The 26,450-nt window shown below is 64.8% G+C and carries 25 protein-coding genes and 1 tRNA gene; 14 read left to right on the top strand and 12 right to left on the bottom strand.

Going from position 1 to position 26,450, the window contains the following annotated elements:
- Nucleotides 1–235: 235 nt before the first annotated feature.
- From trpE to rpe, 3 genes are all read right to left on the bottom strand, one after another.
- Entirely contained in the window at nucleotides 236–1,741 is a 1,506-nt protein-coding gene (trpE, locus tag EHV23_RS12800) for an anthranilate synthase component I (protein WP_125096412.1), read from the bottom strand.
- Nucleotides 1,738–2,460, bottom strand: a complete 723-nt coding sequence (locus EHV23_RS12795; RefSeq protein WP_125096411.1) for a phosphoglycolate phosphatase — start codon at nucleotides 2,458–2,460, stop codon at nucleotides 1,738–1,740. Before EHV23_RS12795 ends, trpE begins: the two co-directional genes overlap by 4 nt.
- A 222-nt stretch (nucleotides 2,461–2,682) precedes the next feature.
- Complete coding sequence (gene rpe / locus EHV23_RS12790; RefSeq protein ID WP_238990453.1) at nucleotides 2,683–3,369, bottom strand: ribulose-phosphate 3-epimerase; 687 nt, start codon at nucleotides 3,367–3,369, stop codon at nucleotides 2,683–2,685.
- Nucleotides 3,370–3,438: 69 nt separating this feature from the next.
- On the opposite strand from rpe, the gene apaG reads away from it, so the two are divergent.
- Together apaG and mltA are read left to right on the top strand one after the other, a co-directional pair.
- Entirely contained in the window at nucleotides 3,439–3,822 is a 384-nt protein-coding gene (gene apaG, locus EHV23_RS12785; protein WP_125096409.1) for a Co2+/Mg2+ efflux protein ApaG, read from the top strand.
- A 36-nt stretch (nucleotides 3,823–3,858) separates the two neighbouring features.
- A complete protein-coding gene (mltA, locus tag EHV23_RS12780) occupies nucleotides 3,859–4,992 on the top strand; it encodes a murein transglycosylase A (protein ID WP_125096408.1) in 1,134 nt (377 codons plus the stop codon).
- A 273-nt stretch (nucleotides 4,993–5,265) separates the two neighbouring features.
- On the opposite strand, the gene EHV23_RS12775 is transcribed toward mltA, so the two are convergent.
- Both EHV23_RS12775 and EHV23_RS12770 read right to left on the bottom strand, forming a co-directional pair.
- Nucleotides 5,266–6,207 (bottom strand): DsbC family protein, encoded by a 942-nt coding sequence (locus EHV23_RS12775; protein WP_238990452.1) that lies wholly within the window; start codon nucleotides 6,205–6,207, stop codon nucleotides 5,266–5,268.
- A gap of 165 nt (nucleotides 6,208–6,372) precedes the next feature.
- Nucleotides 6,373–7,758 carry an FAD-dependent monooxygenase gene (locus EHV23_RS12770; RefSeq protein ID WP_125096407.1) on the bottom strand — a complete coding sequence of 462 codons (1,386 nt, stop codon included), beginning with the start codon at nucleotides 7,756–7,758 and terminating at the stop codon, nucleotides 6,373–6,375.
- 217 nt (nucleotides 7,759–7,975) lie between these two features.
- On the opposite strand from EHV23_RS12770, the gene EHV23_RS12765 reads away from it, so the two are divergent.
- The 8 genes from EHV23_RS12765 (at nucleotide 7,976) to EHV23_RS12730 (ending at nucleotide 18,489) form a co-directional block, all read left to right on the top strand.
- Nucleotides 7,976–8,051: transfer RNA gene (locus tag EHV23_RS12765), tRNA-Phe, on the top strand.
- Nucleotides 8,052–8,689: 638 nt separating this feature from the next.
- Nucleotides 8,690–10,648, top strand: a complete 1,959-nt coding sequence (gene nosZ / locus EHV23_RS12760) for a TAT-dependent nitrous-oxide reductase (RefSeq protein WP_125096406.1) — start codon at nucleotides 8,690–8,692, stop codon at nucleotides 10,646–10,648.
- A gap of 100 nt (nucleotides 10,649–10,748) precedes the next feature.
- The gene (locus tag EHV23_RS12755) at nucleotides 10,749–13,388 is read left to right on the top strand and encodes a 4Fe-4S binding protein (protein WP_125096405.1); all 2,640 of its coding nucleotides are present in this window, start codon (nucleotides 10,749–10,751) and stop codon (nucleotides 13,386–13,388) included.
- Between the two features lie 356 nt (nucleotides 13,389–13,744).
- Nucleotides 13,745–15,001, top strand: coding sequence for a nitrous oxide reductase family maturation protein NosD (locus EHV23_RS12750; RefSeq protein WP_125096870.1), 1,257 nt, complete (start codon nucleotides 13,745–13,747; stop codon nucleotides 14,999–15,001).
- Complete coding sequence (locus EHV23_RS12745) at nucleotides 14,991–15,995, top strand: ABC transporter ATP-binding protein (RefSeq protein WP_125096404.1); 1,005 nt, start codon at nucleotides 14,991–14,993, stop codon at nucleotides 15,993–15,995. Before EHV23_RS12750 ends, EHV23_RS12745 begins: the two co-directional genes overlap by 11 nt.
- Nucleotides 15,992–16,810 carry an ABC transporter permease gene (locus EHV23_RS12740; protein ID WP_203228998.1) on the top strand — a complete coding sequence of 273 codons (819 nt, stop codon included), beginning with the start codon at nucleotides 15,992–15,994 and terminating at the stop codon, nucleotides 16,808–16,810. Before EHV23_RS12745 ends, EHV23_RS12740 begins: the two co-directional genes overlap by 4 nt.
- A complete protein-coding gene (locus tag EHV23_RS12735) occupies nucleotides 16,807–17,409 on the top strand; it encodes a nitrous oxide reductase accessory protein NosL (protein WP_125096403.1) in 603 nt (200 codons plus the stop codon). Before EHV23_RS12740 ends, EHV23_RS12735 begins: the two co-directional genes overlap by 4 nt.
- A gap of 72 nt (nucleotides 17,410–17,481) precedes the next feature.
- Nucleotides 17,482–18,489, top strand: coding sequence for a pirin-like C-terminal cupin domain-containing protein (locus EHV23_RS12730; RefSeq protein WP_125096402.1), 1,008 nt, complete (start codon nucleotides 17,482–17,484; stop codon nucleotides 18,487–18,489).
- A gap of 165 nt (nucleotides 18,490–18,654) precedes the next feature.
- On the opposite strand, the gene EHV23_RS12725 is transcribed toward EHV23_RS12730, so the two are convergent.
- The 3 genes from EHV23_RS12725 to EHV23_RS12715 all read right to left on the bottom strand — a co-directional run bounded on the left by EHV23_RS12725 (nucleotide 18,655) and on the right by EHV23_RS12715 (nucleotide 20,727).
- A complete protein-coding gene (locus EHV23_RS12725; protein ID WP_125096401.1) occupies nucleotides 18,655–19,581 on the bottom strand; it encodes an alpha/beta fold hydrolase in 927 nt (308 codons plus the stop codon).
- Nucleotides 19,578–20,210, bottom strand: coding sequence for a GNAT family N-acetyltransferase (locus EHV23_RS12720; protein WP_125096400.1), 633 nt, complete (start codon nucleotides 20,208–20,210; stop codon nucleotides 19,578–19,580). Before EHV23_RS12720 ends, EHV23_RS12725 begins: the two co-directional genes overlap by 4 nt.
- Before the next feature lie 76 nt (nucleotides 20,211–20,286).
- Complete coding sequence (locus tag EHV23_RS12715; protein WP_125096399.1) at nucleotides 20,287–20,727, bottom strand: excinuclease ABC subunit A; 441 nt, start codon at nucleotides 20,725–20,727, stop codon at nucleotides 20,287–20,289.
- A gap of 487 nt (nucleotides 20,728–21,214) precedes the next feature.
- Here EHV23_RS12715 and EHV23_RS12710 point away from each other — a divergent pair, with 487 nt between their 5' ends.
- The 4 genes from EHV23_RS12710 to EHV23_RS16405 all read left to right on the top strand — a co-directional run bounded on the left by EHV23_RS12710 (nucleotide 21,215) and on the right by EHV23_RS16405 (nucleotide 22,855).
- Nucleotides 21,215–21,796: a sigma-70 family RNA polymerase sigma factor gene (locus tag EHV23_RS12710; protein WP_125096398.1), complete on the top strand. Its 582-nt coding sequence runs from the start codon at nucleotides 21,215–21,217 to the stop codon at nucleotides 21,794–21,796.
- On the top strand, nucleotides 21,793–22,044 hold the full coding sequence (locus tag EHV23_RS15615) for a zf-HC2 domain-containing protein (protein ID WP_203228997.1): 252 nt from the start codon (nucleotides 21,793–21,795) through the stop codon (nucleotides 22,042–22,044). The genes EHV23_RS12710 and EHV23_RS15615 overlap by 4 nt, the downstream gene beginning before the upstream one ends.
- Before the next feature lie 111 nt (nucleotides 22,045–22,155).
- Nucleotides 22,156–22,716, top strand: coding sequence for an NAD(P)H-dependent oxidoreductase (locus EHV23_RS12700; RefSeq protein ID WP_125096397.1), 561 nt, complete (start codon nucleotides 22,156–22,158; stop codon nucleotides 22,714–22,716).
- A gap of 7 nt (nucleotides 22,717–22,723) precedes the next feature.
- Nucleotides 22,724–22,855, top strand: a complete 132-nt coding sequence (locus EHV23_RS16405) for a YciI family protein (RefSeq protein ID WP_275265103.1) — start codon at nucleotides 22,724–22,726, stop codon at nucleotides 22,853–22,855.
- 150 nt (nucleotides 22,856–23,005) lie between these two features.
- Here the strand turns inward: EHV23_RS16405 and EHV23_RS12695 are convergent, their stop codons facing one another.
- From EHV23_RS12695 to EHV23_RS12675, 4 genes are all read right to left on the bottom strand, one after another.
- Complete coding sequence (locus EHV23_RS12695) at nucleotides 23,006–23,683, bottom strand: HvfX family Cu-binding RiPP maturation protein (RefSeq protein ID WP_238990451.1); 678 nt, start codon at nucleotides 23,681–23,683, stop codon at nucleotides 23,006–23,008.
- Nucleotides 23,670–24,695 carry an HvfC/BufC N-terminal domain-containing protein gene (locus tag EHV23_RS15330; RefSeq protein ID WP_158615969.1) on the bottom strand — a complete coding sequence of 342 codons (1,026 nt, stop codon included), beginning with the start codon at nucleotides 24,693–24,695 and terminating at the stop codon, nucleotides 23,670–23,672. Before EHV23_RS15330 ends, EHV23_RS12695 begins: the two co-directional genes overlap by 14 nt.
- The gene (locus EHV23_RS12680) at nucleotides 24,692–25,687 is read right to left on the bottom strand and encodes an MbnB/TglH/ChrH family RiPP precursor modification enzyme (protein ID WP_125096395.1); all 996 of its coding nucleotides are present in this window, start codon (nucleotides 25,685–25,687) and stop codon (nucleotides 24,692–24,694) included. Before EHV23_RS12680 ends, EHV23_RS15330 begins: the two co-directional genes overlap by 4 nt.
- 206 nt (nucleotides 25,688–25,893) lie before the next feature.
- Nucleotides 25,894–26,274: a hypothetical protein gene (locus EHV23_RS12675; protein ID WP_125096394.1), complete on the bottom strand. Its 381-nt coding sequence runs from the start codon at nucleotides 26,272–26,274 to the stop codon at nucleotides 25,894–25,896.
- Between the last annotated feature and the right edge of the window lie 176 nt (nucleotides 26,275–26,450).

The raw sequence follows: 26,450 nt of genomic DNA, 5'->3' as shown, positions 1-26,450 counted from the left end.
TACGGGGCCACCTGCGGGTGGCCTGATGCCCCCCCTCCAGCCTGGCCCCCTCTGGCTGGATGCATCCTTTCAGCCTGACACCTCCCGCCGCCCCGGCGCTTCCCGATACAAAAGGGGTGGACACGGCATCACGCCCGTCCGCCCCTTTTCATGAAGCCCCTGCCTGCGCATCAGTGCGAGCGCATGCGTAAACCGGCATCAGCACGCGCGCGTGCATGAGCCCGGAAGCGGAGAATCAGCCCCCATTGGCCAGCCCGCTCTCGACCAGCTCGGCGGCGCGCAGTACGGCACGGGCCTTCATCTCGGTTTCCTGCCATTCCTTCTCGGGCACGGAATCGAAGACGACGCCGGCGGCGGCCTGCACGTTGAGCACGCCATCCTTCAGCACCCCGGTGCGGATGGCAATGGCCACATCCATCTCGCCGGAATAGCTGAGGTAGCCGCAGGCGCCGCCATAGATGCCGCGCTTGACCGGCTCCAGCTCCTCGATCAGCTCCATGGCCCGCACCTTCGGCGCCCCGGTGAGTGTGCCCGCCGGGAAGGTGGCCCGCAGCACGTCGATGGCGTCCATTTCCCGCTCCAGCTCGCCCTGCACGTTGGACACGATGTGGATGACGTGCGAGTACTTCTCGATGGCCATCTGTTCGGTGACCTTGACGGTCCCGACCTTCGCCAGCCGGCCGATGTCATTGCGGGCCAGATCGATGAGCATCAGGTGCTCGGCCCGCTCTTTCGGGTCGGCCAGCAGATCGGCCGCGGCGGCGGCATCCTCGGCCTCGGTGAGACCACGCTTGCGGGTACCGGCAATGGGGCGCAGGGTGACGATGGGCTCGGGCTTGCGCTCCTGGCGCACGAGGATTTCGGGGGACGAGCCGGCCACCTGGAAATCGCCGAAGTCGTAGTAATACATGTACGGCGACGGATTGATCGAACGCAGCGCCCGGTACAGCGACAGGGCCGGGTACTGGAACGGCTTGCGCAGCAGCTGCCCGATCTGCACCTGCATCAGGTCACCGGCCATGATGTGCTCGCGGGCCCGGGCGGCGGTGGCCAGATAGTCTTCCTTCGCAAAGGGACGCTCGATGGGGGTGTGGACATCAGGACGCCCCCCCTGCCCCATCACCAGATCGTCGGCAGGCACGGCGCTGCGCATGCGCAGCCGCAGGGTGTCGAGCCGTTCGCGCGCACGACTCCAGGCTTCGGGCTCGGCCGGGTTGGCGTAGACGATCAGATAGATCATGCCGCTGAGGTTGTCGACGATGGCCAGCTCGTCCACCACCAGCATCAGCAGGTCAGGCACACCGATGGGATCGGGCTTTTCGGTGTTGCCCACCTTCGGCTCGATGAAGTGCACCACGTCGTAGCCGAAATAGCCGGCCAGCCCGCCACAGAAGCGCGGCAGGCCGGGCAGCAGGTGGACCTTCGTGCGCTTCTGGTACTGCTGGATGAAGTCCAGCGGGTCACCCTCGGTGGTTTCGATGACCTGACCGTCACGCAGCACCTCGATATGGGCGCCCTTGGCCCGGATGGCGGTGCGTGCCGGCAGGCCGATGAACGAATAGCGGCCAAAGCGCTCACCACCCACCACGGATTCGAGCAGGAAGGAGTTGCGCCGGCTTTCGGTGCCCGTGAGCTTCAGGTAGAGGCCCAGCGGCGTGTCGAAGTCTGCCAGCGTCTGCAGCATCACGGGAATGCGGTTGTAGCCCTGGGTCGCCAGGGCCTTGAATTCGAGTTCGGTCATGTATGGTCTCCTTGAAGGGCCACCCAGTCCGCCAGCTGGTCGATGGTCTGGATGACGGCATCGGCATCCACCGAATCCAGCGGCCGGCCCTCGTTGTAGCCATAGGGCAGGATGACCACCGGCATGCCGGCGGCGCGGGCCGCCTGGGTGTCGTTGAGGGAATCGCCCACCATCAGCACGTCGGCCGGTGTCAGCGTCAGGCGGCGGCAGGCTTCGAGCAGCTGGCCGGGATCGGGCTTGCGCACCGGCAGCGAATCTCCCCCGATGGAAAAGGCAAAGAACGGCGCCAGCCCGAACTGCACCAGCAGCGGTTCGATATAGGCAAAGGGCTTGTTGGTGACCACCGCCATCGGCAGACCCTGCGCCTGCAGCTTCTGCAGCCCCTCCAGCACACCGGGATAGAGGCGCGCCGCCTGGCCATTGACCCGGTGATAGTTGGCGTGGAAGCGCTCGCGCGCCGCGTCGAAGGCCGGCGTGCCGATGGCAGCGGGCGCCCCGGCCGCCGCCAGCATGCGTTCGATCAGCCGGTCGGCCCCCTTTCCCACATACGTGGCCACCTCCTCCAGAGGGCGGGGGGCATGCCCCAGATCGGTCAGCATGGCGTTGGCCGCCGCCGCCAGATCGGGGATGGTGTCGAGCAGGGTGCCGTCGAGATCGAAGCAGAGCGCCCGGACCAGGACCAGACGGGCCTGCAGGGCAGGCGGGAGAGAAGCATTCATGTTGAACAGACAGAAATACGCCGGGGCAGCCAGTCAACCCCGTCCACGAACAGGCAGGGAGAGCGACATGTCAGCGCTGGCCCGGAAAGAACCGAAGGCGAGGCACGCCCGCCGGGGCACGGTAAGGCACGGGATCCTCAGAAAAGCGTGGGGAGCCTCTGAAACAGTCTGCGCGCGCCTTGTGCCCCTGCACCGGGAAGCCAGAAACATCCGCCGGCATTATCAGACTCCCGCCAGCGCCTCACGGAAGCGCTTCAGGATGCCATGGTACCCCCCATCCGCATCGGGCGCGCCGAACACGGCGGAGCCGGCCACGAAGGTGTCGGCCCCGGCCCGGGCGATGTCGGCGATGTTGTCGACCTTGACGCCGCCATCGACCTCCAGCCAGATCTCGCGGCCGCTGCGTGCCCTCTCGGCATCGATGCGGCGCCGGGCCTCGCGCAGCTTGTCGAGCGTGGACGGGATGAACGACTGACCACCAAAACCCGGGTTGACCGACATCAGCAGCACAATGTCGATCTGGTGCAGGGTGTGATCCAGCCAGGTGAGCGGCGTGGCCGGGTTGAACACCAGCCCCGCCTTGCAGCCCTTCGACCTGATGAGCTGCAGCGTGCGGTCCACATGCTGGCTGGCCTCGGGGTGGAAGGTGATGAGATCGGCCCCTGCATCGGCAAAGGCGGCCGCCAGATCGTCGACCGGCGAGACCATCAGATGCACGTCGATGGGCATGCGGATGTGCGGACGCAGCGCCTTGCACACCATCGGCCCCACGGTGAGGTTGGGCACATAGTGGTTGTCCATCACGTCGAAATGCAGAATGTCCGCGCCGGCGGCCTCGATGGCCTGCACTTCCTCTTTCAGCCGGCCGAAGTCTGCCGACAGCATGCTGGGTGCGATCCGGAAAGTCATGTGTGTGCCCTGCCTCATGGCATCAGTTGAATGGATAGAATCCGATTGTATTGAATGCAGGAGCTGCCCATGAGTACGGAAAACCGTTATGCGATGGACATAACCGTCGAGACCCAGTACGTGGAAGAACACTCCGAGCCCATGGCCGGGGTTTTTTCCTTTTCCTATACGATCACCATCACCAACCGCGGTACCGTGGGCACCCAGCTGATCAGCCGTCACTGGATCATCGAGGACGACACCGGCGAGCGGCGCGAGGTGAAGGGTCTGGGCGTGGTAGGCCAGCAGCCACTGCTGCGTCCGGGCGAGAGCTTCCGCTACACCAGCGGCAGCCAGCTGCCCACCCCGGGCGGTTCGATGCAGGGCAGCTATTTCTTCGTGGCCGAGGACGGCGCACGCTTCGACGCCGAGATCCCGCCGTTTCCGCTGAACATGGCGCGCACGCTGCACTGACAGGCCTTTCCTCCTTCCTTTCCCTGCCGTACCGACATGCCCTTCAAGAAGCTCCTGCTGGCCTCGCTCGTGATCCTGGCCGCCTGCGGCACCGCCCCGAAGAAAACCGGCCCGGGCGCCCCGCCGACCCCGCGCGACATTCCGGCCAGCCAGCTGCCCGGACTGGACACCGATGACCTGCAGGGCCTGTCGGATGCCATCCAGCGCCAGTGCGCGCTGCCCCGTCCGCCGGGCAAGTGGCCGCTGCTGTGTGGTGAATTCCGCCTGCTGGGCAGGGACGATGGCGCTCTGCGCCAGTGGATCGGCGAGCGCTTCATCGCCCGCGAGCTGCAGGACAGCAGCCTGCCCGACGGCCTGCTGACCGGCTATTACGAACCTCTGCTGACCGGCAGCCGCTTTCAGGAACGCCCCGGACAGACCCCGCTGCGTGCGCTGCCCGGCGACCTGCTGACCATCGACCTTTCCGCCGTGGCCCCGCAGCTCAAGGGAATGCGCCTGCGTGGCCGGCTGAACGGGCAGAAGGTAGTGCCCTATGCAGACCGCCGCGAGATCGAGACCCGCGAGGGGCGCGATGGCGTGGGCGCCCTGCAGCCGGTGATCGCCTGGGCGGACGATCCGGTGGACGCCTTCTTTCTGGAAATCCAGGGCTCGGGCCGCGTGCAGCTGCGCGATGGTTCGCTGATCCGCCTCGGCTATGCCGACCAGAACGGCCACCCCTATCAGGCCATCGGCCGCACACTGGTCAGGCGCGGCGCACTGAAGAAGGAAGAAGTGACGGGCCCCGCCATCCAGCAGTGGCTGCGCGAGCACCCGGCCCAGGCCCGCGAGGTGATGCAGACCAATCCGGGGGTGGTGTTCTTCCGTGAACTGCCGGTGGATCCGGCCGATCCGGAAGCCGGCCCCGTGGGTGCACTGGGTGTACCGCTGACCCCGGAACGTTCACTGGCCGTGGACCGCAGCCGGATTCCGCTGGGTTCGGCCGTGTTCATCCAGAGCACGCACCCGGTGAGCCAGCAGCCGATGAGCCGGATGATGCTGGCACAGGACACCGGCGGCGCCATCAAGGGCAGCCGCCGGGCCGATTTCTTCTGGGGCTTCGGTCACGAAGCCGGGGTCAATGCCGGTCTGCTGAAGGCGCCGGTGCGGATGTGGGTGCTGGTGCCGCGGTGACGGGGTAAAAGGATCCCCGCAGACCTGCACCGTGGCGAGAACTTTACGGACAAGGAGCCTCTGCAAAAGTCTGCGAGCGCTTTGGACCCAGGATCGGGATGAGCCAGAAGGCGCCATTTGGCGGCAATAGCAGGGCTATTGGCGGCAAATGGCAACGCACTGGATCGCCCGAGCATGGGAGCCAAAGTGCCGCAGGACTTTTGCAGAGGTTCCCTAACGCCCGATGAAGGCGTCAGGGCAACCAGAAGTCAGCCCCCTCCCCGAGGTCAACGCTCAACCCTTCTTCGGCGCTGCCCCACCCGGCTGCGCCTGGCCATTCTGGGCATCCAGAATCTGCTTCAGCTGTTCGGGCGAGATGGCGCCCGGCACCCGGTTGCCGTCCGGGAAGAACAGCGTGGGCGTGCCGGTGACATTGAGCTTGCGCCCCAGGGCCACCACGTCCTGAATGGGCGTCTTGCAGTCGCCGGCGTTGTCCGGCTCGGTGCCGGCGGTCATCATGTCGTTCCAGGCCGTGGCCGGATCCTTCGCGCACCAGGCCTTCTGCGACTTGGTCAGCGACGATGGCGCCAGAATCGGGTAGGTGAAGGTGTAGATGGTCAGGTTGTCGATGCCGGCCAGCGTCTGGCGCATGCGGCGGCAGTAGGAGCAGTTCGGATCTTCGAAGATGGCCAACACCCGCTCGCCCTTGCCGTGTACCTGCTTGATGGCCTTGTCCAGCGGCAGATCCTTCGTGAAATCGATGCGCGACAGCTCCATCTGGCGCTCGTTGGTGAGATTGCGCCGGTTCTCGACATCCAGCAGCTGGGCGTCGGCCAGCACGTAGCGGCCGCCCGCGTCGGCATAGACCACGTTGGAGCCCACCCGCACCTCGTACAGGCCGTCGATGGGCGTGGTGCGGATTTCTTCCACCTTCATGCCGGCATTGGCCGCCATCAGCTGCTGCATGCCCTTCAGGATGGCGGCCTCGACCGCGGCACTGACACCGGGGCCGGCAATCTTGCCGGCCGGTTTTTCGGCCGATGCTTTCTTCACCGCATCGGTCAACCCCTCTGACGGTGCTGCCCCCTGGGACGGTGCTGCCCCTGGCGTGGTGGCTGCAGCCAGCTCACCGGCCGGCTCCGCAGCGGCCAGGGGGGAAACCATCGACGCAGCCATCAGGCTGGCAGCCAGCAGACGAGCCAGCGAGCGACGCGGGGAGAAGTGGGGGTTGGTCATGTAGAAGGTCTTCCTGAAAGAGTCTGAAGGATCATTCGAACGAAACCGGGGCGCGCCCTCCGGCGGCCAGAACAGAACCCGGCGAACGGGTGAAATCATCGAAGCCGCAAATATCTCCGATGGCGACGATGACCTGAAACCGGATTCAGCGCAAACCAGGCGAAGTCAACGAATGGCTCGCTGGATGAGTTGACGCGACAGCCACCCCGACGCCCCGACGGCCTGCCAGCCCAGATTGCGCAGGGTGGCCAGCGGCGGCGGCAGGGCCGGACCGAACACATGATGCAGACCGGTCATCAGCATCTGCATGCTGCTCACCGGCTCACGCCGTGTCCGTTCGTAGCGGCGCAGCGCCTGCCATGTGGGCAACCCGTGATACCACCCGGCAGGCTCGCCGGACACACCGGTTGCACGGGACGCGGCAGACATGCGGGAACCGGCAGACGTACGGGACGCCCCCGAAGCACGGGATGCGCCGGGCGTGCGGAATGCCGCCGGCGTACCCCGGACCGGCGCCACCGCCGGCTGCGCCAGCACGTCGGCCAGCACCTGCACGTCACCAAAACCCAGATTCATGCCCTGTCCGGCCATGGGGTGCACCACGTGAGCTGCATCGCCGATCATGACAAAGCCTGGCGCGATCACGCGCGGGCAGCTGACGGAACGCAGCGGGAAGCAGGCAGCCGGCGTGATGCATTGCAGCTCGCCCAACGCCCCGCGTGACTGGCGTGCCACCTGGGCAGCCAGTTCGTCGCCGGACATGGCCGCCAGCGACTGCGCCCATTCCACCGGCGCCGACCACACCAGACTCACCCGCCCCTGCCCGGCCGGCCGGCCGATGGCCGGCAACGGCAGCAGCGCCATCACGCCCAGATCGGCATCGAACCACTGCCAGGCGGCATCCCGCGTGGGCAGGCTGCTGTTGAAATTGGCCACCACGGCGATCTGGCCGTAATCGTAGGTGCGGCTTTCCAGCCCCGCCATGTCGCGCAGCGCCGAGCGCGCACCATCGGCCGCCACCACCAGGCCGGCCTCCCAGACCTCGCCGTGGTCGAGCGTCAGGCGGGCAGGCTGCCCCTCGGCCAGCGACAGGGCCGACACCGTGCCCTGTACGCGCTGCAGGCGCAGCGTCCGGCCGGCGTCGGCCGCCACCAGGTCCAGCGCAGCCTGAAGGTGACGCCCTTCCACGATGCAGGCAAGCCGTTCGATCTGGCCCTGCCAGGCATCGAGCCGCAGGCTTTCCTGCACATCGCCACCATCCTGGTCATGATAGAGGCGCATGTCGTACACGGGGGCTACCCGGTCCATGTCCATGGCAGACCAGACACCCAGCCCGTCCAGCAGCCGGATGCTGGCCGGCGACAGGGCAAAGACACGGCTGTCCCAGTCGTCGGGATCCCCCCCCGGCGCCACACCGGACACACCGCCCGGCCGCACCGCCGCCGGCCGGGGATCGACCAGCACCACCTGCCTGCCGGCGCGCGCAAAGGCCAGCGCCGCGGCCACACCCACACTGCCCGCCCCTACGACGGCCACATCACATGTATTCATGCGGGCAGTATACGGGAGGCCGCCCTGGCTGGCTGCGCCGGCGGGTGGATTTCTGTAACGGGAGCGGTACGCGCATGGCAACGGGTTCGTCCTGCGAACCACTGCGGGCAGTCGTGTGCCGCGGCCAGCGCATGAATGGCAGCAGGCGCTTGACGGACGGAAAATTCCGTCTATAATCGCGTTCTCTTGAGTAACCGGTGTGCGCTGGAAGCTCCCTGGCCAAGTAGCTCAGTTGGTAGAGCAGAGGACTGAAAATCCTTGTGTCGGTGGTTCGATTCCGCCCTTGGCCACCAGATTCAAACGCCCGAACGGCTCCGTTCCCTTCGGGCGTTTTTGTGTCCAGCGCATGTGTGTACGCCCAGCGTGTGTGTTTGCGGCCCCATTCCAGACCACGCAGGCGCACAGGCTCCCCAGACCATGCCGCTGCGAACGGCTTCCGGCACGATCCCCGGTACCCGCCGCCCCCCCACCCCCAAGCGGTGCCAGCACCAGCATTGACAATCCCCCGGCCTGCCACCCGCCAACCCCGGGGCTGCCACGCCACACGCCCCCCTTCTTTCTCTGCTTCCATTCCGCTTCTCTCCGCTTCCGCCCCTGTTTCTCCCCTGTTCCTGCCCCGTGTCTGGCCTGCATCGCCCCCTGCATGTGACCCGCTTCTGGCCTGCCCTTCCCCCGTTTTCCCGGCACCTGTTTTTGGCTATTTTTTGCGCCACTCCACCCTTCCGTGGCCCCCCAGTGAACAAGAATTGATATTGATCAAACTCAATTGATCCACATCAATTTTTACAACGCGGCCGCTGATTATCCTTCCGAATGACAGGTGTTTCCCGGACGCAGGCCCGCCCCCGAAAAGAGGAGGCGGCCTCTTTCGGGCATGCCGCATGGTGCGGCGCAAAACATCCGGCAACAGGGCAGACCATAGGAGAAGAACATGAGCCTGAAAGCCCAGGACCCTCACATCGAGAAGGAACCGGCAGGCATTGGCCGGCGGCGTTTTCTGAATGCGGCTGCTGCACTGGGCATCGGCTCGGTGACCCTGGCCGGCTGCAAGGAAGAGAGCAAGCCCGCCCAGGGTGGCGCGGCCGCAGGTGGTGCCGCACCGGCCCATGGCGCCGAGGCCCCGCACCAGGGTGGTGCCGGCCCCGTGCACATCCCGCCCGGACAGCTCGACACCCACTACGGCCTGTGGAGTTCCGGCCACACCGGTGACGCCCGCGTGATCGGCATCCCCTCGGGCCGCGAACTGCTGCGCATGCCCTGCTTCGTGCCCGACCCACTGACCGGCTGGGGCATCACCAACGAATCCAAGGCCGTGATGGGTACCAAACCCGACGGCACGCTGGAATATGTCGTGGGCGACACCCACCACATGCAGGCTTCCTACAAGGACGGCATCTACGACGGCAAGTACTGCTGGATCAACGACAAGATCAACGCCCGCATCGCCCGCTTCCGTCTGGACTACTTCGTCTGCGACAAGATCACCAAGCTGCCGAACGTGCAGGGCTTCCACGGCATCTTCCCGGACAAGCGCGACCCGGTCGACCCGGCCATCAACTACACCACGCGGGTGTTCTGCGGCCAGGAATTCCGCATCCCCATGCCCAACCACGGCAAGGATCTGGAAGACACCGAAAAATACGGCGCCCTCTTCACCTGCGTGGATGCCCTCACGATGGACGTGAAGTGGCAGGCCCGCATCAACGGCAACTGCGACCTGGTCGCCACGTCGTTCGATGGCAAGCTGGCTGCCACCAACCAGTACAACCTCGAAGAAGCCGACTTCTACGCCGAGATGATGTCACGCGAGCGTGACGCCTGCCTGTTCTTCCACGTGGCCCGCATCGAACAGGCCATCAAGGACGGCAAGTTCACCCACATCGGCGACTCCAAGGTGCCCGTGGTCGACTGCCGCGTCGAGAACAACAAGGATCCGAAGAGCGCCATGGTCGTGCGCGTGTCCGTGCCGAAGAACCCGCACGGCGTGAACGCCTCGCCGGACGGCAAGTACTTCGTGTGCTCGGGCAAACTGTCGCCCACCTGCACCGTCATCGACCTGCAGAAGGTGCTGGACTGGTTCGACGGCAAGCTGGACGATCCGGACAAATCCATCGTGGCCGAGCCCGAAGTGGGCCTGGGGCCGCTGCACACCACCTTCGACGGCCGTGGCAACGCCTACACCACGCTGTTCCTCGACAGCCAGGTCTGCAAGTGGAACATCGAGAAGGCCATCAAGAAATACGCCGGTGACAAGACGGTCAACCCGATCGTCCACAAGATCGACGTGATGTACCAGCCGGGCCACATCAACGCCACCTGCGCCGAAACGAAGGCCGCCGATGGCATCTGGATGGCCGTGGGCAACAAGTTCTCGAAAGACCGCTTCCTGCCGGTTGGCCCGCTGCACCCCGAGAACGACCAGCTGCTCGACATCACCGGTGAGCAGATGATCCTCGCGCACGACAACGCCGTGCGTCCGGAGCCGCACGACTTCGTCATCCTGCCGCGTGACTGGCTGCACCCGAAACAGGTCTACAACCTCGACGACTTCCCGCTGGCCACCAAGAGCCAGGCCGACACCGGCGTCACCCGCAATGGCAAGAAGGTCACGGTGCGCATCACCTCGGTGGCGCCGGCCTACGAGCCGACCGAGTTCAACGTGAAGGTGGGCGACGAAGTGACGCTCATCCTCACCAACCTCGACAAGGTGGAAGACCTGACCCACGGCTTCGCGATTCCGGAGTACAACATCCAGTTCATCGTGAACCCGCAGGAAACCAAGTCGGTGACCTTCAAAATCGACAAACCGGGCGTTTTCTGGTATTACTGCACCAACTTCTGCCATGCGCTGCACCTTGAAATGCGCGGCCGCATGATTGTCGAACCCTGATTGAAGTACCAGTGAATGGCCGGGACGTCGTACTGTAACAACAGTCACGGCGCCCGGCCATTTTTTTTGATGATGTCGTTAAACCGGATTACAGCTAAACATGAAATGGACCTCTTTTGGGAGGGGGCTGTTGGCTGCTGCCGTCTGTGGCCTGCTGTCCCTGAATGTCTGGGCCAAACCCCATGCAGCGGGAGCGGGGGGCTCCCAGGCGTACGAAGCACAACTGCCGGCCGGACTGGAGACGGCCACCGACATGTGTGCCCTGCTGCCCTGCAAGGACGTATTTCCCGGGGCTACCTCGTTTTCCGAACGCAAGGGGCAACCCCCGTATGTGGAAGCCCTGGGCGGTCCGAAGGGCAAGGACGTGCTGGGCTATGTCATGCTGTCCACCGACATCACCGACACGCCGGCCTATTCCGGCAAACCTGTCGTCACCCTGATCGGGATGGACAAGGAAGGCAAGTTCGTGGGCGTCAAGGTGCTCAAGCACTCCGAACCCATCCTGCTGCTGGGCATTCCTGAATCCGCCCTGCTCAAGTTCAACGACCAATATCTCGGTCGCTCCGTCAAGGACACCATCGAGGTGGGCCAGTCCCGCCCCGAAGATGGCGTGATCGGCGTGGATGCCATTTCGGGCGCCACCGTCACCGTCGTCGCACAGAACCAGGTCATCATGACCTCCGGGGCCGCCGTGGCCCGGCAGGTGGGCATCATCAAGCCCATCGTGCGCAAGCCGGTCGAATACGTGCAGCCCAAACCCGATGCCCCCCTGCCCGACTGGGACACCCTGGTCAAGCAGGGCGCGGTGCAGAAGCTGGTGGTGCAGCCCCAGCAGGTCGGTCTGGACCGTACCGGGTCGCCCTTCATCGAACTGTGGTTCGGTTCGCTCAACTCCCCCATCATCGGCCCGGCCATTCTGGGCAAATCCACCTGGGAGTACCTGCACAGCGAGCTGAAGGAGGGCGAGAACGCCATCTTCATCATCCGCACCGACGGCAAGGAATCCTTCAAGGGCTCGGGCTTCGTGCGCGGCGGCATCTATGACCGCATCCAGGTGCACCAGGATGGCGACTCCTTCACCTTCCGCGACACCGACGTCCGCAATCTCTACAGCCTGGCCGCGAAGGGCGCGCCCCAGTACAGCGAATCGGGCATCTTCATCATCCGCTCGCGGGCGTTTTCCGCGGCCTACCCGTGGAAGCTGAGCTTCCTCAGCAACAAGATCGACCGCAACACCGGTTCCAAGGTCTTCACCTCCTTCGAGAGCGAGTACTGGACCCCGGCCCAGTACATGGTCGGCGGCCGCCCCGAAGTGCACCGGCCCGACCCCAGCTGGCTCAAGATCTGGAAAGCCAAGTGGTGGCAGCTGATCATCTTCGGCCTGATGCTCACCACCATCGCCGTGGTCTACGCCTACCGCGAGACGCTCACCCGCATGTCGTCGCGCAAGAACAAGTGGCCGGTCAATGGCTTCAAGTACCCGTTCTGGGCCATCTTCGTGGTCTGGGTGGGCTTTGGCCTGCTGGCACAGCCGTCGGTCACGCAGGTACTGACCTGGTTCCACTCCATCCTCTTCAAGTGGGAGTGGACACTGTTCCTCAGCGATCCGTTCCTGTTCCTCTTCTGGATCTTCATCTTCATCACCGTGTTCGTGTTCGGCCGGGGCCTGTTCTGCGGCTGGGCCTGCCCGTTCGGCTCGCTGCAGGAGGGGCTGCACGTCATCGGTGAAAAGATCGGCCTGAAGAAATACCAGTTCCTGCTGCCGCCCAAATGGCACCACAAGCTCAAATGGGTCAAGTACGGCGTCTTCTTCGTGCTGCTGGTGGTGTCGCTGTTCTCGATGGTCGATGCCGAGAAACTGGCCGAGGTCGAACCGTTCAAGACCACCTTCCTGGTGGGCATCACCAACCGGCCGTGGCCGTACGGCGCCTTCGTGCTGGTCATTCTGGGCCTGGCCGTGTTCACCGAGCGGCCGTACTGCAAGTACATCTGCCCGCTGGGCGCCTCGCTGGCCATGCCCAGCACGTTCCGCTGGTTCGGCCTCAAGCGCAAGCCCGACTGCAACAAGTGCAAGGCCTGCGCCAAGGACTGCGGTTCCCTGGCCATCAACGAGGACGGCCAGATCGACCACCGCGAGTGCCTGCACTGCCTGGACTGTCTGATCCTCTACACGGACGCCAATGCCTGCCCGCCGCTGGCGAAGGAACGCAAGGTGCGTGAACGTGCCGGCGTGAAGATGACCCCCATCGGCAAGGACGGCTACTTCATCCCCATCGTGCCGACCGACCTGACCCCGGCCCAGCAACCCGTCAAGGGCGTGGATCCGCGCTGGCCGAGCACGCGCGTGCACCCGCGGGTGGAAACGCTCACCGGCCCACGCCGCCTGTGGGGCGAACTGCTCGATCACCTCTGGCCGTTCACCCGCGAAAGCTGGAAGGCCAACCACCTGCTGGTGGCCGTGGCTGCCGCGCTGGGCGTGGGCACCACGCTGGTGTGGATCCTGGCCGCCCAGGGCAGCGCCTCGCCCATCAACGTCATCGGTGCGTGGTTTGGCTGGAGCGTGCTGGAAGTGCTGGTGCGCCTGCAGGGCAAGCGTTACGTGAAGGATGGCGTCTGGTGGGGCAAAACCTACCGGCAGGCCAACATCATGGACATGCTGGCCTACGTGGGCTTCAAGAACCTGCTGATCGGGGCCGCGTTCTTCTGGATCCTGACGCAGATGGGGATGTTCGCCTTCTGACGCCCTGAAAACCCTGCGGTAAACGCCCGCCCCCAGGCGGGCGTTCATTTACATTGAATTAACTCCCGTATCATTACCCCGGTGCCATCCGGCAAGCCCGCGCCTTCCATCCGCTGCGAAAGGCGGGCTCCCCGCCGGTAACCGACCCTTTTTTGAACGACAGTCTGCCTCCTGCCATGCCCGCATCCGATCGTGCCTCCATGACGCCCCTGCATCGCCTGCAGCATGGCTTGCCCGCCCGCACCGGGCATGCCCGGCAGGGTAGCCGCAATCCGGCCACGGTCCTGCCGCAGGCCCCTGCCGTACCGCATGCACGGCTGGCACGGAAAGGCGCCCTGCTGCTGGCCGCCCTGCTGATGGGCAGTGCTGCTCACGCAGCCGTCATCACCGTGCATCCGGGCGAGAAGGTGCAGGACGCCATCAACCGCGCCAGCAACGGCGACGAGATCCGCATCGAGCGCGGCCGCTATGTGGAAAACCTGAAGGTGGACCGTACCGTCACCCTGAAGGGCATCGACCTGCCCACCATCGACGGCAGCAACAAGGGCGACACCATCCGCGTCACCGCCGAGGATGTGGTCATCGAGGGGCTCAAGGTCATCAACTCCGGCGACAGCCTGCTGAACCAGAACGCCGGCATCTACATCCAGCCCGGTGCGCACCGTGCCATCGTGCGCAACTGCTACCTCAGCTACAACCTGTTCGGCCTCTGGATCGAAAAAGCCAACGACGTGCAGGTGCTCAGCAACAACATCACCGGCAAGCGCGACTACGACAGCCCCAAGCGTGGCAACGGCGTGGAACTCTACAACACCAAGGGTGCCCGCATCATCGACAACGAGATCAGCTTCGTGCGCGATGCCCTCTACATCGACGTGTCGCACCACGCCATCTTCCAGAAAAACCGCCTGCACCACAGCCGGTACGGCACACACTACATGAATTCCTACTACAACCTGTGGGAAGACAACGACACCTGGAACAACCGCGGCGGGCTGGCGCTGATGGAAGTGCGCGACCAGACCATCCGCAACAACCGCGCCTGGCACAATACCGACCACGGCATCATGCTGCGCACACTGCAGGACGCCACCGTCGAGAACAACTGGGTGATCGACAATGGCCGCGGCCTCTTCGTGTACGACGTGGAATACACCAACCTGCTGGGCAACGTGGTGGCCAGCAACCGCACCGGCGTGCACCTGTCGGGCTCGGTCCGCAACAAGGTGGACGGCAACGACTTCGTCGGCAACCAGCTGCAGATCAAGTACGCCGGCACCCGCGACCACGAATGGGGCGGCGAGAAGGGCAACTACTGGTCCAACTACCGGGGCTGGGACCGCAATGGCGATGGCCGCGGCGACATTCCCTACGAGGCCAACGACATGGTGGACCGCCTCACCTGGCGCTACCCCGGCACACGCCTGCTGATGGGCAGCCCGGCCGTGCAGGCCCTGCGCATGGTGGGCCAGCAGTTCCCCATTCTCCGCGTGCCCAGCATCGTCGAGAAGCACCCGCGCATGCAGCCCCAGCCCGTCAACTGGGTGGACTGGTATACCGGCACCCTCAACTCCCTCTACAACGCCCCGGAGAATCTCCGCCGTGAGCACTGAGCACGCCCCCCACAAGCCCGCCGAGGCCATCATTCGCCTGCAGGGCGTCTGCCGTCACTTCGGACCATTCACCGCCGTCGACAACGTCTCGCTCGACATCCGGCGTGGCGAGGTGTTCGGCCTGATCGGTCACAACGGCGCCGGCAAGAGCACCCTCTTCAAGATCATGCTCGGGCTGCTCGCCCCCAGCAGCGGCCACATCCAGATTGCCGGCGAAACCGTCGGCCAGGCCGGCGCCCTGCAGGTCCGTCGCCGCATCGGCTACCTGCCCGAGAACGTCGCCCTCTGGGACAACCTCAGCGGCCTCGAAACCCTCCAGTTCTTCGCCCGCCTCAAGGGACTGGACACCGGCAACTGCCAGGCCCTGCTCGACAAGGTGGGCCTGTCGCACGCCGGCAGCCGGCCGGTGCGGGCCTACTCCAAGGGCATGCGCCAGCGGCTGGGCTTTGCCCAGGCCCTGCAGGGCGAGCCGCAGGTGCTGTTCCTCGACGAGCCCACCACGGGCCTGGACCCACGCGCCATCCACTTCTTCTGGGACACCCTGGCCGAGCTGCGTGACCGCGGCCTGACCATCGTGCTCACCTCGCACATCCTGGCCGAGCTGCAGAACCGGGTCGATCGCGTGGCCGTGATGGCCAACGGCCGCATCCAGGCACTGGGCACCATGGCCGAACTGCGGGCCGACTTCGATCTGCCGCTGCAGTTCGAACTGCAGCTCACCCCGGGCACCGCCCCCGCCACCATCACCCGCTGGCTGCAGGCCCTGCCCGACGGCCTCGATGCCCTGCCCGCCCGCGAACACGCCCGCAGCGGCACCGTCGTCATCGACGTACCACGCCACCACAAGATGCGCCTGCTGCAGCACCTGATGGCCGCCCGCGAGCACGTGGCCGACCTGCAGATCCAGGAGCCCTCGCTGGAAGACATGTTCTTTGCCACCAATGAAACCAGCCAGGCCGGCAACGGCCAGACATCCCACGGAGAAAACGCATGATCCAGCTCAGTCAGGTCGGCACCCTGGCCGCCAAGGAATTCCGCGACCGGCTGCGCAACCGCTGGGTATTGGCGGTAGCGCTGGTCTTTGCCGTGTTCTCGATCGTCATCGCCTACGCCGGCGGCGCCCAGCAGGGTACCGTGGGCCTGCGCTCGCTCGAATTCACCATCACCAGCCTGGTCAGCCTGGTCATCTACCTCGTGCCCCTCATTGCCCTGCTGCTGGGCTTCGACGCCATCGTCGGCGAACGCGAACGGGGCTCGCTCGACCTGCTGCTGGCCTACCCGATCAGCCGTGGCGAACTGCTGCTGGGCAAGTACCTGGGCCTGGCCATGGCGCTGGCACTCGCCATGCTGGCCGGTCTGGCCGCCGTGGGCGTCATGCTGGTCTGGCAGTTTGGCCAGCCGGCCCTGTTCCACTACGCCGGCTTCGTGCTCAGTGCCCTGCTGATGGGGCTGTCGTTCCTCAGCCTGGCCGTCCTGGTCTCGGTCATCGCCCGTGACCGCACCCGGGCATCGGGCGCTGCCATCGTCCTGTGGTTCCTGTTCGTGCTGGTGTTCGACCTGGTGCTGCTGGGCGTGCTGGTGGCCACCGCCGGGCATTATGGTGGCGAAGCCTTCCCCTGGCTGCTTCTCCTCAATCCCACCGATGTCTTCCGCATCCTGAACGTCTTCTCGACCGAAGATGTGCGCAGTGCCTATGGCCTGGTCAACATGATTCCGCCCCTGCTCACCAACGTCGGTGTGCTAACCGGCGTCATGCTGGCCTGGATTGCCATCCCCCTCGCCTTTGCCAACTGGAGATTCCGACCATGAGCAAGACCCCCATGCGCCTTCGCTGCCGCTGCTGCGGCGCCGAATCCCACAGCGACATCCGGCACGACCGCCGCCAGCTGATGGCGGGGCTGATGGCCCTGGCCGCCCTGCCCGTGCTGGCTGCCTGCGACAGGAAGGAAGAACAGAGCAACACCAGCATCAAGCCGGTCGAGATCAGCGAGGGCACCGCCTGCGAACTGGACGGCATGCTGCTGTCGGAATACCCCGGACCCAAGGGGCAGATCCACTTTGCCAACACCCCGGAACCGGCCTTCTATTGCGACACCATGGAAGTGCTCAACACCCTGCTGCACCCCGAGGAAGTCCGCAAGATCGAAGCCGTCTACGTGCAGGACGTGGGCAAGGGCAAGGCCGACTGGGACAAACCCGTGGGCCACTGGATCGACGCCCGCACCGCCTTCTACGTCGTGGGCAGCAAGCGTGAAGGCTCGATGGGCCCCACGCTGGGCTCCTTCAGCACCCGCGAAGACGCCGAAGATTTCGCGAAGGAATACGGCGGCAAGGTCTACGCCATGAAGGAGATCACCCCCGAAATGGTGGACCTGCGCGGCGGCGCCCACATGGACCACAGCATGTAAGCGCCCGGGATTCTCTGCAGAAATCCGCAAGCGCCCCGTCGCTGCAGCCTGAAAAAAAATGCCTCCCCATCCATGAAAAAACCCGTCGTCGCCACCACGCGGCCGCTGTCGGCCGTACCGGCCGGCCCGCTCTGGCAGGCCCAGCCCATCTTCAACTACCGGGGACTGGGCCGCCAGGCCAACCCTGCCATCCAGGCCAGCCTGCTGCCGGCCCAGACCGTCAGCGCGGCCGATGCACGGGCCGCTGCCGAAGCCGCCGCTGCCCTGCACACGGCTGCGGATGCCACCGCCTCACTACTCGCCCGGGTTGCAGAAGACCCGACCATGACCGTCACCACACGCGAGGAAGAGCGCATCATCGCCAGCACCCTGCCAGCCGTGGGTGTGCAGGCCATGGCCGGCTTCGAGTCCGTCACCCTGCTGCTGCAGGGTGATCTGGACGTACAGACCGCCCTGCCCGTGCAGCATGGCATCACCGCCAGCGCCGGCGATGTCGTCTGGAATGGCGCCGGCAGCGGTGTGCTCACCCGCACCCTGCCCGGCCCGGTCCTGCGCGAACAGGGCGGCACCATTGAGGCCGTATCGCTCTGGATCAACCTGCCGGCCAGCGGCAAGCTGAGCGACCCGCACCTGCAGCACCTGAAAGCGGCCGACATGCCCACCATCGTCCTGCCCGACAGCGCCGGCACCCTGCGGGTGATTGCCGGCGAATGGAAGGGCGAGCTGGGCCCGGCCGAAACCGTCCAGCCCCTGCAGCTGTGGGACGTGCACGTCAAGGCCGGCCACACCGTCACCCTGCCGCTGCCACGCAAGTGGTATGCCCAGCTGGTGATGCTGACCGGCAAGATCCACATCGACTTCTGGCCCAGCTACATCCGCTCACCAGAGCTGATCCTGCTGGACGCCCTGGGCGACGGCACCACCTTCACCACCCAGGAAGACACGCACCTGCTGGTGCTGTGCGCCGAAACCCTGAACGAAACCATCGCCGGCACCGATGCGCTGGTCTTTGCCGACCAGGCACACCTGCAGGATGCCCAGGCCCGGCTGGAGGCAGGCGGGTTCGGGACGCTGGACTGAAAAGACGCTCCCTGTCGGGGGAGATTCTCCCTGCCGCTCCCGCAGCCGGGAGCCGCCGCAAAGGCCGGGTATCCCGGCCTTTGGCGTTTTCAGGGACACTGTGGTGAAGATGATCGGCCCAAAGCCTGTGTCCCTCACAGGGCAAGACTTCCCTGCATGCGGCAATCACCCCCTGCCCGCGGCACGCCCGATGATCGTGCTCACCAGTGCTGCGGCCTCCCAGTGCGGCATGTGCCCCACATCCGGCAACAGATGAATGGCCACGCTGCCTGGCACGTTCAGCGCCTGCTGCCAGGGAAGCACCGCATCTTCCCGGCCATGGACCAGCGTAACCGGCACAGGAAGTGCCGCCAGAATTTCCAGAATGGAATGAACCTGGCGGCCCGTCCCATCCACGACATCATCCACCAGCCGGTACAGCTGATCCTTCGCTGAATGAATACGCGCATGCATCGCCTTCATGTAGGCCGATGAGCTGCGGAAATGTCTGACCGTCAGCGCCGCCAGAACCCTGGCCATGGCGTCGGCATCCGGCGCTTCGATGACGCCCAGCAGAAAATCGCGATTTACTTCTTCGCCCAGACCACTGGGAGACAGCAGCACCAGCCCGGACAGCACGGGCGATAAAACCTGCAGGGATTGCATCCGGGCAGCCAGCATCGCGGCCACCAGGCCGCCAAAGGAGTGGCCCACCAGCAACACCGGAACCGGATGCTGCGCCCTGGCCCGGGCATACGCCTGCAGCGCCGCCAGCAGCGCCTGAACGGTCTCGTCTGCGTTTTCGACCTCTGCCAGGCTCCCTCCATGCCCCGGCAAATCGAATGCAAGCACCTCCAGACCAGCCCGCGCCAGATTCAGCGCAGTGGCCGACCAGACATCCACATCGCCAAACATGCCGTGCAACAGCACGACACAGGGGTACCCGCCATCTCCTGCACGACCTTTCTGCACCTGTCTTCCAGCTGCATCACCCCCGCCACCGACCGGCTCTCCGGCCGGCACAGGCTGCCAGTTTCTGGCATGAATTTCACCAAAGGGCGTAGAAAACGCCATGGACTGCATCGATGGGGATACCGTCATCCGGTCAGTCATGCGTCCCACTCCTGAACGAAACGCTGCATGAACACCAGATCCAGCCAGCGACCGAACTTGCGCCCCACCTGCGGCATCCGTCCTGTTTCCACAAAACCCAGACGGGCGTGCAGCCGCAGCGAGCCGGTGTTTTCGGCGTCTATGGCGCCGACCATCACATGCACGTCCCGGGCCTGCGCCTCGGCAAACAGCGCGTGGATCAGCGCCGTACCCAACCCCCGACCGCGCTGGTCTGCGCGCACATGCACACTGTGCTCCACGGTGTGGCGATAACCCGGCCAACTGCCGCGAAAAGGACCGAAACTGGCGTACCCCAGCACAACCGGACATGGGGCAGACAGGGCCTGACCGTCCGCCGGCACCAGAGCACCCCGCAGCGGGCCCGCCGCCCCCGAGGCACCTGCCACGCCGGATGCACCGGATGATCCGGCCTGCAATGGCAGCTCCTCCACAACCAGCACGGGAAACCCTGCAGCCTGTCGTGCCTCGAACCACGCCGTACGCTCTGCCAGATCCACCGGCGTTTCGGTATAGACCGCCGTGGATGTGGCGATCAGGTCATTGAAGATGGCAAGAATGGCTGGCAGATCTTCCTGCCGGGCCGCACGGATGCAAAACGAATCGGACATGGTGCATCACACAGGGCGAAAGCCTGCATCATACACAGACGGCCCCGCATGCCGCAGCCGCGGCGTCCCCTGCCCATCACCTGGCCAGGTCACCCCGCAGCGTCACCCCGACGATGAAGGCGCCCGCATGACATTCATACTCGCTCGTACCCCGGTATTCGTGGTCTTTGTAGTAGCTGATGAGGTTCACCACCTTGGTGGCGCCAGCCTCCCGTGCCGCCTCCTGCAGCTGCCTTACGGCCGACAGAAAGGCCCAGTGGCAGGCATCGGCATCCGACTTGCCAAAACCATTGGTACGCTTGATGGCCTTCACGTCGGCCCGGACTACACTACCGCCTCCCCGGGCAAACACCAGGGCAATGCCGGGATCGAGCAGCTCCCGGGCGGAGCCCTTCTTGCCCTCGTAGTTCAGGGCGTCGCGAATGGGCAGTATCAGTTTGGTGTCGCGCGCCTGTACCGCCGCGGAACCACACAGAACAGCCATGCCCACAACCACTGACGAGATGATTTTCTTCATGGCGCATACGCTCCCTGCCGGACTCTGTTCATTTCATGATACGGTCATCCCGGCCGCCAGATCAACCAGTGGCACAACCCTGCAACTGCGCCCACACCGCCACCCGGCCGCCTCGCCCAGCAGCCCCCCAAGAAAGTTCGCAGCCATGGACGTATTCATGACGTGACCCGTGGGGCTTGTTGCACCAGGTGCACGCCCCCCACCGCCCATGTTTCCTGTCCACCATCCGGGCGCCTGGACGTTATCTGTGGCAGACATACTGCCAGACAGGCCGCATCCCTTCGCAGCCTGCCCACGCGGTCATACCATAGCGCATGTCATGACCTCACTCCCCCCACGATATTCCCTTTGGGGGTGCAGGACAGGGTGACTGGGCCGCAGAATCCTCACTGACTTCACGGCACGGCCAACTCGGTCATGCACGCCCAAAGGGAGCCCTTTCGGGGCGCCCCGTTCTTCCGCGACCATTCCCCATTCCTCCGCGTCCATGAACGTCCCCCAGCAGATGGCGGCCTTCCGCCCCCAGATGCTCAGCTATGCCACCCGGCAGCTGGGCGATGACAGCCTGGCCGAAGATGTCGTCCAGGACGCCTACGTGGCCGCCTTCGACAAGGCGTCGGCCTTCCGCGGCGAGGCCGCCCTCAAGACCTGGGTGTTTGCCATCCTGAAGCACAAGGTGGCCGATGCCCTGCGCGGCCGCTACCGCCGACAGGCCCGCGAGGTCTCCTGTGACTTCGACGACGACCCCGATGGTGACGCCCTGGAGGTCCTGCTCTTCCGGCAGGACGGTCACTGGGAGGCAGACGGCGGCCCCGGCAACCTGGGCAACCCCGAGCAGCTGCTCACCAACCGCGAGTTCTGGCAGGTGCTGCAGCGCTGCCTGGCCGGCCTGCCGGGCATGCAGGCACAGGTATTCATGATGCGCGAGCACCTGGGCATGAGCGCCAGCGAGATCTGCACCCAGACCCAGCTGACCGCCGGCAACATCAACGTCATGCTCTACCGTGCCCGGCTGAAGCTGCAGAAATGCCTGCAGCAGAACTGGCTCGAGTCGGGAGAACGCGCATGAGCACGAAGCGCCCCGCCATGAACGGCTGCCTGCAGGCCACACGCCGGATTTCCGAAGCCCAGGAGCATGACCTTCCCCTGTGGCAGCGCCTGACGCTGCGGCTGCACCTGGCCATCTGCACCGACTGCCGGAATTTCCAGAAAAATTCGGAGGCGCTGCGCAGGATCATGCAGCACTATGCAGAGCACGATGATGCAGGCTTTCTGGCTGACTCCCCAGAGACCCCACAGGACGGCCGGCCCGAATAGCCTGTTGTATCCTGCTTCCACGCCGGGGACTCAGGGCACCATGGACAGCGGCCCCTGCCTCAGCCCCGGCAAGCATCCTCCCAACACCGCCGACCTCAACAACCTGCCTTCATGAAAAACGTACTCATCATTTCCGGCCATCCCGATCTGGCCAGTTCCATCGCCAATGCCACCATTCTGGACGAAGTGGCCAGAGCATTGCCCGAAGCAAAGATCCGCCGGCTGGACACCCTTTACCCCACCTACCAGTTCGACATCGAGGCCGAGCAGGCAGCCCTGCTGGACGCCGACGTGATCGTGCTGCAGTTCCCGTTCTCGTGGTACTCACTGCCCGGCCTGCTGAAACTCTGGCTGGACAAGGTATTCCTGCACGGTTTCTCCCATGGCTCGCACGGCAAACTGGGCGGCAAGAAGGTTCTCTTCTCCTTCACCACGGGGGCGCCCAAAGCCGTTTACGCCACCGATGGCGCCTTCAGGCACCCGGTGGAAGATTATCTCCCCCAGTTCGAAACCACCGCGCGTCTGTGCAACCTCGACTACCTGCCGCCTGTCTGGATCAACGGTGTGAGCTACACGGACCGGGGAGACGAAGCAAAAATCAACGCCCAGAAGGAAGCGGCACGCGCCCACGCTACCCGCGTGGTTGAAGCCATCAGAAAGGCAACGGCCTGAGTCCGACATGGAAAACCGCGAAGCCCTGCAGAAGATTCTGGAGGAAGACTGCTACTACCCCAACTTCGCCACCCACGAAGTTCGCGAATTCTCCCCCAAACTGGTTTCCGAACGAATCGTCGAACTGGCTGGCAGGTAAAACGGGGCCGGATCACGATCTCTCCTGCCATCATTGAAAAGGGGCGCCCATGGGACGCCCTTTTTCCTTCCTTTCGACGGCAAAGGCCCCTCTGCAAAAGCCTGCGATTGCCTTGGACCCATGATCGGGATGAGCAGGGTTACAGCCCTTTCAGCGTCGCCGGCACCACAGCCAGCCGATCAGCGCATCCAGGCTCAGCCGGCCGCCTCCCTGAAAGAGCAGCGCCCACAGCATCACCGCAAACAGCAGCGGCAGCTTGAAATTGCCATGCCCCTCGTCGGTGATCACATAGCCCTGCCAAAGCTCTGCCAGCGAATGCCATTCCGCCGGCCAGTGCACAGCCACCGTGGCCACCCACGTCACCACCAGCAGGGCAAACGCAAAGAAGCGCGTTGCCAGCCCCAGCATCAGCGCCACACCACCCACGATCTCGAACCACATGGCCAGCTGCCAGTTCAGCTCCGCCGGCAGATGGTTGAACGGGAACGGAAAATCACTCTGGATATCGGCAAACCAGTTCTCGCCACCCCATTTTTCCAGGCCAGAATCCAGAAACTCCCAGCCGATCAGCAACCGCAGGAACAGCAGCCCTGCCCAAGGCGCCAGCACCTTCAGCCCGGGACAGATGTAATTGCAGATCACACAGTAACGCAGAATACCCCGGCAGCGGCCGCGCACTGCACAGCGGACATCCGCCAGCGTCTGCTCTGCTCGCGAGGCGCCACCCCTTCCGGCCCCCGCACCCGTGGAAAAATCGCCCGGCCTGCCTGCTTCGGCACCTGCAACGGCGGCACGAACGTCATGCTCGTGCCCTTCAGGTTTGCTCATTCACCTTCTCCTGCCCCGACTTTTTCACCAGCAGTTCCTCGCCCAGCCACTGCTGCTGCAGCGGCTGTACGCTGGACACCATATCCTGCACCGGCATGCCCCACTGGGTCGCCAGTTGCGCACAGGCGGCCTGCCAATCACACATATTGCCCTGCAACGTGGCCAGCAGCTGCGCCGCTGCCGGTGTCAGCACACTGAAACGCACCACATGCTGCCGGTTGCGATACACCGCCACAAAGGTGGTGACAGGCTGAACCTCCGCTGCCCCCGGCCCGATGGTGTGCACCGGCCACTCATAACCCGCCAGCTGCAGGCCAGCCGCCAGCGCCAACCCCTGGGGACCCACCTGAGCCGGCACATCGGGCGCCGTTTCCACGGCCAGCTCCAGCCACTCGTAATGGGCCAGATCGGCAAACCAGGGCGGCCTTGACGCCTCTTCACATGCAGGCGTCCGTTCGGGTGCGGAGCCCCGCGTGGTTGCAACAACCCGCTCGTGCCCGGGTTCAGATGCCTGCATTTCAGATGCCTGCATCTGCGAATGCCCCCGCGCCTCTTGCGCTTGCGACGACACCCGTTCTTGCGACGGCATCTGCTCCTGTCCCTGTCCCTGTCCCTGTCCCTGCTCCTGCTCCTGCGACTGTGGCTGCGACTGCGCCCCGGGATGCGACTGCAGAAAATCCACAAAGGCCCGGGGAATTTCGTGGAAGAACGGGGAATGGTGCCATGTACCCTGCGAGAAGAAACCTTCGATCAGGTCCTCCCAGCACGCGGCACTGACCGATGCACGACACAGCGGAAAGCATTGATCAATGAAGCCGCGGATATTGTTGCGCAGCAGTTCCGCATACACATCGATACGTCGTGCAGCTGTGCCTGCCGGGCGTTCCGTCTGCGTGGGCGCACGCAGATAGCCAGACCACGACTGCTGCATCCGGAGCAACCCCGGCGCATCATGGTCCACCGCCTGCGTACCTCGCGCCATCAGCGCCTTGCGACGATCCCGGCGACTCATGGCAGCACCATGTCCCGTGACTGCGCAGCATCCGGCGAGCGAAGCAGATGCTGTGCCGGGACGGCATCCGGCACCTTCGCAGCCGCAGCTGATTGCACAGCAGCCCGCCGGGCCGATGCCTCACGCTGCAGCCGGTCGATCACCCCCACTTCGTCCACCAGCTCGGCCAGCGGCGGAAAATTGAAATCGCGTTCCAGGCAGCTGGGAACATCCCGGGGCTCGAGCCCCGCATCCGACAGCCTGTCATAGGTAAAGGCCAGCAACTCCCATACGGGATCGATGACCGGCATGCCATGCGTGTCGATGATCAGGCCATCATCTTCCACATGGTGTCCCGCCACATGGATATAGCAGGTCCGCTCCAGCGGCAGCTGAACGGTATATTCATACGGATCGAAACCATGATTCTGGCTGTTCACGTACACGTTGTTCACATCCAGATGCAGCAGGCAGCCCGCTTCCTTCACCACCTCGCGAACAAAAGTGGCATCATCCATTTCGGCCCCTTCGGGGGCTGCATAGTAACTGGCATTTTCAATGCCGATCTGCTCGCCCAGAAAATCCTGCACCTGGGCAATGCGTGTGGCCACATGACGCACGGTTTCATGCGTGGCCGGCAATGGCAGCAGATCGTACAGATGCCCCTCGTGCCCACACCACGACAGATGTTCGGTATAGAGCGCAATCCGGTAGGTGCGCATGAAAGCCTTCACCTCGGCCAGCAGCTGCATGTCCAGCCCGTCACTGCCGCCCAGATTCAACGACAGCCCATGACAGGCCAGCGGCCGGAACTCGCTGATGGCAGACAGATCCCGCGAAAAGCGCCCGCCCAGCCGACTCCAGTTTTCGGGTGCCACCTCGAAAAAGGCCACCTCGCCCAGCTCGCCACGCTGCAGCCCCTGCAGCGTATCGGCCAGCAGGCTGCGACGCAGCCCCAGACCGGCACGATGCAGCCGCCGCACCTCCCTTGAACCCTGCCTGAGCGTACTCATTCCGCTTTCGCCTCCACTCATCACACCCACTTCATCACATCCACTTCATTACACCTACTTCATCTCACGCACTTCATCACATCCACCACCTCATCACACCCGCTCCATCGCCATCGACGGCAGCAAAAAGCACCCCTGCTGCCGCCGTGGCACACCACTTGGGCGTGTCATGAACGCATTCGACCATGACACGCTCTACGGCCCGCTCACTTCTTCTTGCCGCCGCACTTGCCTTCGCCGCACTTGCCCTCTTTGGACTTGCTGCCGCCCGACATGGCCTTGCCGGACGCGTCCGATGCGGACTGCTTCATCTTGCTGGCGCCGCAGGAACCCTCCTGGGCCTTGCTGCCGCCACACGAGCCTTCCATGGACTTGCCGTTGCCTTCCGAAGACATGCTGTTGCCACCGCAGCTGCCCTCCTGGCTCTTGCTGCCGCCACAGGAGCCCTCGGGGGCCTTCATGCTGGCGTCGGCCGCGGCCACCTGATAGCCCTGGGCCAGCCCCTGGGCGGCGAACACCGGCGCCGAGGCCAGCGTGGTCCCGGCAGCCACCGCGCCAGACAGAAGAGCTGCGAATTTCTTGTTCATCAAACGATCTCCAGAAAAGGAACGATCCAGCAAAGGATCTCATTGAAGGAACCTGCACGGCCCGTTGCCGCGCCGGACTGCCCACCCGGGCAGGTCTGCATCAGACGCACCTTTGGTCGCAGAGGAGCCCAAGGCATTACAGATCTGTCGGAAAATTTTTCTATCGATACGTGCCT

Source organism: Lautropia dentalis (genome assembly GCF_003892345.1).
GTDB classification, from domain to species: Bacteria; Pseudomonadota; Gammaproteobacteria; order Burkholderiales; family Burkholderiaceae_E; genus Lautropia; species Lautropia dentalis.
Note: the sequence above shows the minus strand (reverse complement) of the source record. Positions and strands in the feature narration are given on the sequence as shown.